Annotated in this window: 9 protein-coding genes; 3 read left to right on the top strand and 6 right to left on the bottom strand. The window is 62.3% G+C overall.

The features are described from left to right. From ABSB13_RS15345 to ABSB13_RS15330, 4 genes are all read right to left on the bottom strand, one after another. On the bottom strand, positions 1 to 432 hold a 432-nt coding region (locus tag ABSB13_RS15345), incomplete at its 3' end, for an ABC transporter permease (RefSeq protein ID WP_428110094.1). 45 nt (positions 433 to 477) lie between these two features. Next, positions 478 to 2205, bottom strand: a complete 1728-nt coding sequence (locus ABSB13_RS15340; protein WP_428110092.1) for an ABC transporter substrate-binding protein — start codon at positions 2203 to 2205, stop codon at positions 478 to 480. Further along, positions 2195 to 3025, bottom strand: a complete 831-nt coding sequence (locus ABSB13_RS15335) for a LolA family protein (protein ID WP_428110091.1) — start codon at positions 3023 to 3025, stop codon at positions 2195 to 2197. The genes ABSB13_RS15340 and ABSB13_RS15335 overlap by 11 nt, the downstream gene beginning before the upstream one ends. A 46-nt stretch (positions 3026 to 3071) precedes the next feature. Continuing rightward, positions 3072 to 4841: a tetratricopeptide repeat protein gene (locus ABSB13_RS15330; RefSeq protein WP_428110089.1), complete on the bottom strand. Its 1770-nt coding sequence runs from the start codon at positions 4839 to 4841 to the stop codon at positions 3072 to 3074. 228 nt (positions 4842 to 5069) lie between these two features. Here ABSB13_RS15330 and ABSB13_RS15325 point away from each other — a divergent pair, with 228 nt between their 5' ends. Beyond that, complete coding sequence (locus ABSB13_RS15325) at positions 5070 to 6473, top strand: APC family permease (RefSeq protein ID WP_428110088.1); 1404 nt, start codon at positions 5070 to 5072, stop codon at positions 6471 to 6473. On the opposite strand, the gene ABSB13_RS15320 is transcribed toward ABSB13_RS15325, so the two are convergent. Continuing rightward, positions 6463 to 8256 (bottom strand): ArnT family glycosyltransferase, encoded by a 1794-nt coding sequence (locus ABSB13_RS15320; protein WP_428110087.1) that lies wholly within the window; start codon positions 8254 to 8256, stop codon positions 6463 to 6465. The genes ABSB13_RS15325 and ABSB13_RS15320 overlap by 11 nt on opposite strands. On the opposite strand from ABSB13_RS15320, the gene ABSB13_RS15315 reads away from it, so the two are divergent. Continuing rightward, on the top strand, positions 8238 to 9818 hold the full coding sequence (locus ABSB13_RS15315) for a glycosyltransferase family 39 protein (protein ID WP_428110085.1): 1581 nt from the start codon (positions 8238 to 8240) through the stop codon (positions 9816 to 9818). The two genes, ABSB13_RS15320 and ABSB13_RS15315, sit on opposite strands and share 19 nt — an antisense overlap. A 553-nt stretch (positions 9819 to 10371) precedes the next feature. Continuing rightward, entirely contained in the window at positions 10372 to 10848 is a 477-nt protein-coding gene (locus ABSB13_RS15310) for a YybH family protein (protein WP_428110084.1), read from the top strand. 95 nt (positions 10849 to 10943) lie between these two features. Here ABSB13_RS15310 and ABSB13_RS15305 read toward each other — a convergent pair. Then, positions 10944 to 11572, bottom strand: a 629-nt coding sequence (locus ABSB13_RS15305) for an ATP-binding protein (protein ID WP_428110082.1), incomplete at its 5' end; no start/stop codon positions are given.

Below are 11572 nucleotides of genomic sequence, written 5' to 3'. Positions count from 1 at the left end.
CGGCACCGACATCCCGAAGAACGCCAGGAACGACAGCACGCGATCCCAGATCGAATTTTGATTCACCGCGACGATGATTCCGATCGGTATCGCGATCGCCCACGAGAAAATCATGCTGCTCAGCGACAGGACTATCGTGTTGAAGGCGCGCGACGCGATGAGGCCGGTGACGCTCACGCGGTATTGCAGCGAGAAGCCGAAGTTCAGATGCAGCACGCCCCACAGCCACTTGAAGTAACGGACCATCAGCGGCTTATCGAGACCGAACTGCGCCTCGAGCTGGTGAATTACCTCGGGCGTGATGGTTGGGTTGAGTTTGAGATTCGAGACGAAGTCGCCCGGCACCAGCGACATCGCGAGAAACGAAATGAAAGTGATCCCGAGGATCAGCGGGATCATGTTGAGCAGGCGACGAATCAGAAAACGGGTCATCGTGTCATCAGCCTGATATTTCGACGAGCGTGCTGCGGCGGATGTTCAGTCGGCCTTGAATTGCATCCACTCCGGCTTGTACGTGCCCCACACCTTGGGCTGATAGTTTTCCAGCGAGTTCTTCCACGACGAATAGCGCTGCTGGCGCACGGTTTCGAGTATCGGCAACTGCTCGTGAAGGATTTGCTGAATCTTCCAGTAGTACGGCGCGCGCTTGGCGGGATCCATCTCGGACGCGCCCTGGTCGAGCAGCGTGTCGATCTCCGCTTCCCACGGAGTAGCCGGTGTGGGCTGATTCGGATTCCACAAATGAAGGTTGCCCGACGAGCGATAGAAGTTCGCGCCATCGTTCGGCTCGATACCGCCGGTGAATCCGATCAGCACGCAGTCCCAGTCGAACGACGAATCGAGCTTGTCCACCAGCGTCGTGAACTCCAGCGGCCGATAGTTCACCTTGATGCCGAGGCTCTCGACATCCTGCTTGAAGATGGTGCACATCTCGTTGCGCTCGGGCGTGCCGGTGTTGGTGGTGAGATCGAATTCGAGACGATTGCCTTTCGGATCGGTCCGCACGCCGGGTTTCACGAGATGATAACCCGCCGCCTCGAGCATGTCGGCGGCCAGTTTCGGGTCGTAGTCGTAATCCTTGAGATTGGGATTGGCGAAAATTTTGTTCTCGGGCGAGATGTCCGCCACCGCCGGCACCGCAAGTCCATGAAAGACCAGATCGATCATCGATTTCTTGTCGATCGTGTGCGCCATCGCCTGCAGGAACTTCAGGTCCGTGAACCAGTCGAGCTTCGGATTGGTCACGCCGTTTTTGACGTAGTGGCGCGGATTGCGGTTGAAGGTGAAAAACAGCGAACCCGTGTCGATGCCGATCTGCTGAACCGTGACGTCGAGCTCCTTGTTCTTCACCTTGTCCTGAAGCGGCGAAACCTCCTCGGTGCGCGGGCCGTAGATGTCGATTTGCCCCGACAGGTAGCGCAGATAGGCGGCGTTCTGGTCCTGCACGATCGTCACCGTCTGCCCATGCAGGCGCGGCAACTGGCCGCCGTGCTCGTCCTTCATCCAATAGTCGTTGTTGCGATCGTAGCGAACGAGCTGGCCCTGCGTGTAGTGCGTCATGTGATACGGGCCGTTGCCGACGAGCTTGTCCGGGGGCGTGTCGATGCCCCAGGTATGGTTGAAATTTCCCGCCTTCCACACGGGCTCGAGGATGTGCGCCGGCATCACCGGGATTCCGATTGAATAGAGCAACGGAGCGAACGGCTTGGGCAGATGCATGACGACGGTGTAGTCGTCGGGCGCCTCGGCGATGATGTGTTGGTGGTCGATGGTGATCGCGGGGCGGATGCTGTTGGGCACCTTGGGATCGTAGATGACGTCGAGCGTGAACAGAACGTCGTGCGCGTTGACCGGCTGGCCGTCAAACCATTTCACGTCGTGGCGGAGATGAAACGTAATCGTCTTGCTGTCGGGCGCGATTTCCCATTTCTCGGCCAGCCCCGCCTCAGGCAGGGTGGTGACGGGGTTGACGCGGATCAGGCTCTCGAACAGATCGCTCGTCAGCGTGCTCGAGGTCGAGTCGGTGATCAGAATCGGATTGAAGGTGCGCGGATCGCTGGCCACGGCCGTGTAGAGGATTTGACTGGTCGCGTGATCGCTCGCGGGCCGATTCACCCGGCATCCGGTGAAAATCGCCAGCGACGACAGCGCAATCGCGCAAGCGATGGCCGGCAAAATTCGCATCCGCCGGCTTTCAGCTTTCATTGGCAAACGCGCGCGCATCATCGAGGCTCAGATTCATCAAAGTGGCCCCTGGAGCCGGTGTCAACACGAACGTCGAATCGGGGATGTCTCCATTGACTATCGGCCGCAGGTAGCGAAACGTCACGTGGCTGCCGGCCGCCGGAAAAGTCGCATCGACCACGTACGGAAACATCACTCCGCCGATATCATGATAGTCGCTGTAACGCACCTCGTAATTGACGCGGCCGTCGCCGTTGCCCGCCGTCTCCCGCACCATCGCGAGATTGCCGCCCGAAAATCCAAGCTCGCGAGTCCCCGACGCGGTGTTGGCGTTGCCGTACGACGCGACGATCATCGCGCCGTCGTTCGACACCGAGTCTGCGATTCTATTGAGCGCGAACTCGGGCGGTGCGAGTCCCATCAGCAGACCCACTGTGTCCGCGGGCGCCATCGGGATTCGCACGTACCTGTAGAGCGTGTCGGCGGTCGCATTGCCGCGCATGAAGCGATTCTGACCCGGCTCGAAGATTGCGAGCTGCGAGCCCTGTGCCGCGAGCAGCAATGCCACGCCGAACGGCGACATCGCCTCGACGCGCAAATTGCCGGGCCGCTTGACCACGATTTCCTCTTTGGCCTTCACGTGCTGATCGCCGGCAGTGTATTCCATGACGGCCGGCGTCTGCATCGAGTCGAGCCTTTTGTCACGCTCGGCCAGCGCCGCGATTAATTTCTGGACTTGAATTTTGCCGGCGTCGGAGCCCGCTACCGGCCCGGGCTGCGCGGTGGGCGGCGGACCAACGATGAAGCAGGCGGAAGTTTCGAGCGTCGCCAGCAGCAGCATCGATCCGACCGCGGCGAGCGAAACTGTTTTTCGGCGCCGAGCGCGTTCAGTGGCCCGCGCTGGCGGCATTCTGCAGGACCTGAAGTTTATCCTTGAGCCGTGCGACCTGGTCGGTTTCCTGCGCCTTCTTCAGCGCGTCCGAGTACTCGTGGCCTGCTTCCTTGACCTTGCCCAGCTTGCGATACGCGTCGCCAAGATGCTCGGTGATAGTGGGGTCGTTGCCGGTCAGGTTGACCGCGCGCTCCAACTCCTCGGCGGCGCGCTTGTACTCGCCTTTCTGATAGTAAACCCATCCCAGGCTATCGACGTAAAAGCCGTCTTCGGGCTCGATATCGAGCGCGCGCTTGATTAGCGTTTCGGCCTCGCCCAGGTTGGTGCCCTGTTCGGCGTAACTGTAGCCGAGGTAGTTCAGCGCCTCCGCATTGCCGGGATTGAGCTCGATCGCCTTCTTCATCTCGGCCATGGCTTCCGGGCGCTGCTTGTTCTGATCGAGCGCCGCGCCGAGTGTGAAGCGGAACTTGTCATTCTTGGGATCGGCCTCGACCATCTTGCGCGCGAAGTCGATCGCGGTCGGGTAATCCTTCTTTTCCTGATAGACGCCGACCATGAAGCCGGTGATTTCCGGGTCGTTGGGCTTTTTGGCGAGCGCGTCCTTCAGCGCGCCCAGCGCGTCGTCGTACTTGCTCTGCTTGTCGTACAGGTAAGCGAGTTGCAGGCGCGACTCGACGTAATGCTCGTCGTCGGCGGGAATTTTGTTGAACTCGCGGATCGCCTTGTCGTACTCGGAAAGTTCCGTGTACACCGTGCCGAGGTAATAGTGGACGCGGTAGTTGTTGGGCTCGGAGCCGAGCACGAGGTTGAACTCGGTCGCGGCGTCGTCATAATTGCCCTGCTCGACGTACAGCAGCCCGATCTTCGTGCGCGTGTCGGCGGGATTGGTTTCGATCTGCTCGGCGCGTTTGAGCTCCTCCAACGCCTCGTCGTATTTTTTCTGACCGACCAGGATTTCCGCCTTGCGCTTTCGAACCAGCTCGTTGTTCGGATTGATTTGCGTGATCTTGTTGTAATAGACCAGCGCGTCCTGCGGCCGCTCCTGGCGCTCGCGCAGCAGCGCAAAATCAAGCAGCACCAGCTCCGAGTGCTGATTGAGATCGAGCGCCTTCTGATAATATTTTTCGGCGGCCGGGTAGTTCTTCGCCGCCACCATCACCTTGCCGGCGTAGTAGTAGCCGAGGAATGAATCGGGATCGAGCGTGATCAGCTGCTCGAACGTTTTCTCGGCTGCGTCGTAATCGCCCCGCTTGGCGTACAGGGTGCCGAGATACAGATAGGCTTCCTGACTTTTCGGATTGAGACGCAATACCTCGCGGTAGTCTTTTTCCGCGGTCGCGTCGTCGCCGAGCGCCGAGCTGATGCCCGCGCCGAGCAGACGCGCGTCGGCGGAATCCGGATTGATCGCCAGCGCCTGGTTTACCTGGGCGAGCGCCTCCTTCAGGCGCCCGTCGCGGACGTAGAGCGTGGCCAGCCGAACCTTCAGCGCCGCGTTGGTCGGATCGTACTGGGCCGCCTCGGCGTAATCCTTGAGCGCCTCTTCGCGGTCGCCTTCATTCATCGCGAACTCGGCCTTCAGGAACGCGCTCATCGCGCGCGCATCCGCGGGGACCTCCACCGCCGGCGCGCCGCCGAAGGGATTATCCCCGCCCACGCTGACGGTGCGAACCGGCTCGGGCTTCATACTGGCGATTTGCGCGCAGCCAAGAAACGCTATCGACAGGGCGCCGAGTGCGATGGCCGCGCGTGTGCTGGAAAATATCATGATCGAAACAGGTTTCCGGGAGAGCTTCTCAATTGGGGCTCGCACCACGCTACTGGATCTAATACGCGAGGTGTCCCGCGGCGTTACAGCCGCCCGCGGACCTTCGCGCATCCTTCACAATATAGGAATTCCGCCACGGGATGCGACTGTGCACCCCTCATTTGATTTCCTGCCTGCTTGCCACCGCGCGGCGCCTCGGATAGGGAGGGGGCCGGAGCCGCCCCGCAATTGCCGCACGTCCCGACGGAAAACACCCGTTCCCCAGCCGCCTCGAGCGCCGCCCCGCTGGCGCATCGCTCGCCCCGCAAGCTCGGCCTCATCTCGCTGGTATGCGTGATGTACCTGGTCGTGAGCGGCGGTGCGTACGGCCTCGAGGATGCGGTCCGGATGGCGGGACCGCGCCTGACTCTCATGCTGTGCCTGATCGTGCCGCTGACGCTGAGTCTGCCGACGGCCCTGATGGCGGCGGAGTTGACGGCCCTGATGCCGGTGGAAGGCGGCTTCTACTTCTGGGTCAAGGAGGCGCTCGGACCGCTGGCCGGCTTCGCCGAGGCATATTTGACGATTCTGTACACCGCAGTGGACATGGCGATTTATCCGGTGCTGTTCGCCGGCTATCTTTCGTTCATCCTGCCGCTTGGCCCGACGGCTCAAATCGCGATCGGCGTCGCGCTGGTATGGCTGGCGGGCGGACTTAATTTTCTCGGCGTCAGGCCGGTTGGGATGGCGTCGATCGCGCTCACTGCGATCCTCGTGTCGCCATTCGCGGCGCTGGTCGTCGTCGGCCTGCCGCGCCTCGTCCATTTCACGATGCCGGCGCCGCCGCTGTTCGGCGCGGATCCGTGGGCCGCGATGGCGGCCGGACTGACGGTGGTCATCTGGAATTTCAGCGGATGGGAAAACCTGAGCGTCGTGTCCGCGGAGATCGAAAATCCGCAGCGTAACTATCTGCGCGCCATCCTGATCGCGCTGCCGATAATGGTCGCCGGCTACGTGCTTCCGCTCGCGGTGTCCGTCTCGGGCGCCGTCACCGCCGCGGACTGGGGCACCGGCTCGTTCTCGCACGTGGGCTACGCCATCGGCGGACCCGCGCTCGGCGGCGCGCTGGCGCTCGGCGGCGCGGTGATGTCGTTCGCGGTGTTCGAGGCCGCGATGCTGTGGGTGTCACGGATGCCGTTCGTGCTCGCTCGCGAGCGCTACCTGTCGCCGCCGCTGGCCGAGTTGTGGTCCACCACCGCGACGCCGGGCAAGTCGATTCTGCTGTGCTGCATCGTCTTCACCCTGCTGGTGCCGGTCGGATTCGTCGCGCTGGTCGTGCTCGACGTATTTTTCTACATGGCGGCGCTCGTGCTGGAGCTGCTCGCGCTGATCCGGCTGCGCAAACGGATGCCGGATCGCACCGGGATGTTTACCATTGGCGGCGGCCGGGTCGGTCTCGCGCTCGTGGCAATTCTTCCCATCCTGACCTGGGCCGCGACCTTCGGGCTGGCCGTCTCGGCCGGCGTAGGCAAGGTCGATTTCATCCTGGCGATCGTGCTTGGCGTATGCGTTTGGCCTGCGTACGCGATTTGCCGGCGGCGCTACGGCGGCCCGCCCGCGATCGATCCTCCGCCCACCAGCATCACTGCGTAGCGGGCTGATTGCGCGCCGTCAGCCGATACAAAGCGGCCGACTTGTTCTGCGAGATTGGCTCGACAGTGAATTTTTCCTGCAACTGATCGAGCTCGGTCTTGAGCACGCCGGCGTAATCGTCCGACTCGGGCGCGGCGAGCAAAAGATAGACCGGAGTCTTTGCGCCAATCGCCGATCCGAGCGAATCCGCCGCCGCCGGCGACATCCGCTCGCCGTCGAACACGACCGGCGGCACCGCGCCGTTCCATCCCGCCGCGCGTTTTTCGTACAGGCGATGCAGATGGTAGTCGGTGAAGCGCTCGCCCGGGTCGAGCGAGTTCAGGCCGACGAAGCGCCGATTCTCCGCGGGCATGTACAGCTCGAGAAACTGCAGCGAGATGTTGCTGACTATGGTCGCGTCGGCGGGCAGCGCGGAATCCTGCTCCTCGAGGCTCGCAACCATCGCGGAGTCCGCGGGCCGCGCGCTCAAGCGCACGGCCGCTTCCGTCGCCAGCGACACGACCAGCAGCGCGTCGAGCACGATCACGCCCGCTGCGGCTGCGAGCTGACCGGCGCTTCGACGCCGGTTTCGCAGCACGCCGCGCATCCATCGATTCGCCACCGCCGCGCCTGCGCCCGCCGCGATGAACAATACGAACGCCCCTGGCAGGATGAAGGCCACGTCGGTGAAGACGTAGAAACAGTAGAGCCCGGTCAGTGCGACCAGGTATCCGCGCCCGAACCATATCAGCCGGCGCCCCGCGGGTCTTCCGGGCGCGAGAAAGTTCGCGAGGAATCCGACAGTCGCGAACACCGCCGCCGCGAACGGGTAGAGGAAGTAGCGCGAGTCGCCCGGATCGCCGAGCATCCCGTCCAGCCCCAGTAGTGTCATGCCATACACGATGACATTGCCGTGCGGATTTCGCGGCATCGTGGGCCCGAACAGGTACGCGATGCTGAAGGTCTTGCCGCCCGCGCCATAGACTTCGGGCACCCACCACGCGTAGCCGCTCGCGAATGCGCTCCCGAGATGCATCGCGTTCTGATGCAACTGCCACGCGACCGGAATCGCGAAACCGATTGCGATCGCGAGCGCCGCTTTGAGGAGACTCGGTAAATCTCGGCGCTCCAGCGGCACCATCACGACGCACAGCGCGAGGCCGACAAGGATGGTGGCGTTGGTGGGACGGATGATTGTTGAGAACCCGGCGAAGAGACCGAACATCAGCCATGCCGACATTCGCATCCAGTTCGGCGATTGGGGCGCTTCGTCCGACGCCGCTGTCACCAGCATCACCGCGGCGAAAAGCGTCACGCACAACGTGGGTACGTCGCTCATCACGAGCGACGAATAGGTGATGAAGACGGGCGAGAGCGCGAGCGTCAGCGCGGCAATCGCCGCGGCCGCGCGCCCGAACATCCAACGTGTCAGTATGAAAAGAAATAGGACCGAGAGTATGCCGAGGAACATCGAGGCGTCGAGCGGCCGAAAGTCTGTGCCGATCAAGCGGTAGAAAAATTCCAGGAGCAGCGGGTAGCCACCGGTATAGCGCGACGGGTAAGAATATCCACCGAAATGCAGTACCGCACCGCGACCAGCCGCGAGGTTCACCGCCGAGGCGGCGTACTCGAGTCCGTCCGGCCACGGCATCAGTTCCAGTCCGCGCCGCGAGCCGGCGGATCTGATCATCACCATCGCGAGCAGCTGGATCGCGACGAGGATTCCCCAATCGAGGATGCCCAGTCTAAGAGGAACGCCCGAAGCGGGTGCGACGGGTGGTTTCGATGACTTCGCGCGGCTCATCGCGGCGCGTCTCCGCGAGCGCCGACAACGACGCCGCCGCGCGCATCGGCACATGGCTCATCGTCGTGCTGCTCATCCCGCGCGTCGTGCGGATGTTCTACCCGCAAGTGTGGGTCGAGGACGATTTCTACCTCGAGAGCGCGTGGTTCGTGAGCGTCGGGATGCGCCCGTACCTGGATTTCGTTCATCCGCATATGCCGCTGCTCGAATGGATTGCGGGATGCTATCTCAAGTTGTTCGGCACAAGCCATCTGTCGATCGAAATCCTGAACGAGGCGGCGATTTTCACCGCCAGCATCCTGACCTACTCGCTCGCTCGCCGCGCCGCCGGCCGCCCGACCGCCATCGTCGCGTCGATTCTATACGCATATAGCTCGCTCGTCTTTCGCTACCACGCTTACGAGCGCGAGAGTTTCATCGCGCCGCTGATTATCCTCGGGGCGATCGTCACGCTCGACGATACGATACCGGCGATTAGCCAGGCCGCGATGCTCGCGGCCATTTTCTTCGCCGCGTGCGCGATCAAGTTGACGGCGGTGATTCCGTTTGCCGTGATGCTGGCATTCATCGCCGTCGTGCACCGCCGAATCGCGGGCGCAGTTGTCTCGGGCGCCGTCTTCGCGCTCGCGCTCGCCGCGTTCAGCGCCCTCCTCTACCGGCTCTACGGCGACGAGTTCATCTTCCAGACGTTCGTGTTTCATTTTCTTAAGGGGCGCGACACCGCCGGCAGTATCGCGACTTATCCGCGGCTGATCCTCGACGTGCTCGCGCCGCTGTTCGTGCTTGGATGCTGGCGAGTCTTCACCGATCGCGCGTTGAGCCGTGGCGTGATTCTCGTGCTCGCGATCGTCGCCGCCGAGTACGCGTTTTACGGCATGCTGAGTCCGACCGCGTGGGGCCACAACTATCTCGAGGCGCTCCCATTCATCGCGATCGTCGCAGGACTCGGTGCGATGGCTCTGGTACGGGCGATTGAGGCTCTGATCGCGGGAGAGCAGGGGCCGCATCGATGGAAGCTGGTTGCGGGCGGCGCGGCGCTGATCGCGGTTTTTCTGATCTGGATCACGCCGATTGTGAACGAGAACTGGCTGCATGGCGCCGTCTATGGCTTCGGCTTCGTGCCGCGCGCGGAAATCTCGCAGCTTGCAGACGCGTTGCGCGCCGCCAGCAAACCGGGAGACGACGTGATCGCGCCGTCGTTCGTATGCTTCGAAGCCGGACGCCGCGAATTGATCCGCTATCCAGAAACCTACGGCGTATATCGCGAAGCGAAGGCGCAATACGATCGCGACGGCTTCTTCGCCGCGCGCCGCCGCCTCGGCGCGGCCGATTTTTTCCAGCTCATCTCGGATACCCGGCACTTCTGGACCGAACAGATGCGCGACGCGATTGCGAGGGGGAAAGTCTCGGCCGTCATCAGCGATTCGCCGATTCAGTTGCTCCCTCTCGTGCTGGTTCCCGAAGACTTTCTCTCGCGCAACGGCTTCCGCGTGGTCCTGACGACGGACCATTTCACGCTCTGGTCGCGAACGCCCGCGGCAGGGGTGACGCCAAATCAGTAGGAATCAGTGGTGTCTGTTTTTTATGTAGTCCTGGGCGCAGTGAAGGAACGCGGATTTTGTCTCGGCCGCTATTTTACACCCCCGCGAAATCGTCAGGGCACAAGACTACTGCGTGCGGCTTCGATGAGCCGCTGAAGAAAGAATTGCCGAAACAGCCCTCGCGCCCGTCAGCCCGGATGCGGCGGGCGGTGGCCCGGATTAACCGAACGCGGCCGACAGTTGGCTGGCTACGATCAGGGCTCCGATCGTGAATGCCGTCCCCAAGACAACGAATACAGCCATACGCGCCAGGTTGCTGCTGTTCATCGCTGACTCCCCTTGCGGAAAACCGCTGACAGGCCGAGCTCTCCGCGATTTTGGCGATCACTGGTAAATCAGTTAACGCGATGTTGACAAGTCGTCAAGATGGAGTGATGGCTGGGCGCGAATTTGCGTAAAGCTGCACAAATTTGCGTGTAGAATGGCGAGCGGCGCGAAACCATGATGGCCCGGCTCGACAATGCGATTGCAAGGGGTCTGGCGTTCGTGAGAAGGAGAAACCGGGGTTATGAGAATGAAGCGCGCTCAGGCCGGAGCATTCACAGCGGCTGTTCTCGCGCTCTTGTTGTCCGCGTCTCATGCATCGGCTGCGGATTCCACGAGCGCGGCGCAGGATCAGATTCGCGCCGAGCTGGAGAAGTGGACGCGAGACTTCAATAGCGGCGCTGTGTCGGAGGTTTGCTCGCTGTTTGCGCCGGATTTGATTTCGAATTTCCGGGGGGAGCCCGAAGACACCTATAATTCGCTGTGTGCCAATTTGCAGATGGCGTTGGCAGACCCGGCGAAGGCATATCACTATGACCTGGAGATCAAGGAAATCATCGTCTCGGGCGATGTCGGCGTTGTACGGCTCGTTTGGACTCTGAAGGTGCGCCCGAAAAACGGACTTGAGGATACGAAACGGGAACCTGGTCTCGATATATTCCGGCGCCAGCCGGATGGAAGCTGGAAGATCTCGCGTTACATGGCCTACGAGGCGCCGTACCCCTAGCCGGCGTTGAGCAGGGGTGACCCCATGCACCCACCGTTTAGAAAATCGGCACCGCTGCGGGCGGCTCGATCATTCGGGCCGACCGCTTCGTTTTCCTAAGGGGCAGTGCGGTCGAGCGAGCGATACTGAATCGCCTCGCTGACGTGGTGGGCGGCGATCGACGCGGCGCCGTCGAGATCGGCGATGGTGCGCGAGACTTTCAGGATTCGCGTGTAGGCGCGCGCGCTCAGGCCGAGGCGGTTGATGGCAAGCTCGAGCAGACGCTCGCCGCCCGACTCGATCTGGCAATGGAGGCGGAGATCGCTCGCGCGCATCTGCGCGTTGCAGAAAAACGGCATCCCCTTGAAACGAACGAGCTGCGCCTCGCGCGCGCGATTGACGCGCTCGCGAATGGCGATCGACGGCTCACGCGCGACGCGATCGGTCAGGTCCTTGTACTTCACGGCGGGCACTTCGATATGGATGTCGATGCGATCGAGCAGCGGCCCCGAGATGCGCGAGCGATAGCGCTGAATCACGATTGGCGAGCATGAGCATTCGTGCTGCGGATCGGTGTAGAAGCCGCACGGGCACGGGTTCATCGCGGCCACCAGCATTACGGAGGCGGGGAAAGTGAGCGTGCCCATCACGCGCGAGATGGTGATGCGCGCATCCTCGAGCGGCTGGCGCAGGACCTCGAGCACGTTCTTGCGGAACTCGGGCAATTCGTCGAGGAACAGGACGC

The organism is Binatus sp. (SeqCode), from assembly GCF_050013435.1.
Lineage (GTDB): Bacteria > Desulfobacterota > Binatia > Binatales > Binataceae > Binatus.
The sequence above is the reverse complement of the archived record's forward strand: the minus strand, read 5'-3'. Positions and strand labels throughout refer to the sequence as shown.

Coding starts and splice junctions, on each gene's coding strand:
- ABSB13_RS15335 (WP_428110091.1), bottom strand. CDS start 3,025: ATGCTGCTGCTGGCGACGCTCGAAACTTCCGCCTGCTTCATCGTTGGT.
- ABSB13_RS15340 (WP_428110092.1), bottom strand. CDS start 2,205: ATGAAAGCTGAAAGCCGGCGGATGCGAATTTTGCCGGCCATCGCTTGC.
- ABSB13_RS15315 (WP_428110085.1), top strand. CDS start 8,238: ATGACTTCGCGCGGCTCATCGCGGCGCGTCTCCGCGAGCGCCGACAAC.
- ABSB13_RS15330 (WP_428110089.1), bottom strand. CDS start 4,841: ATGATATTTTCCAGCACACGCGCGGCCATCGCACTCGGCGCCCTGTCG.
- ABSB13_RS15310 (WP_428110084.1), top strand. CDS start 10,372: ATGAAGCGCGCTCAGGCCGGAGCATTCACAGCGGCTGTTCTCGCGCTC.
- ABSB13_RS15320 (WP_428110087.1), bottom strand. CDS start 8,256: ATGAGCCGCGCGAAGTCATCGAAACCACCCGTCGCACCCGCTTCGGGC.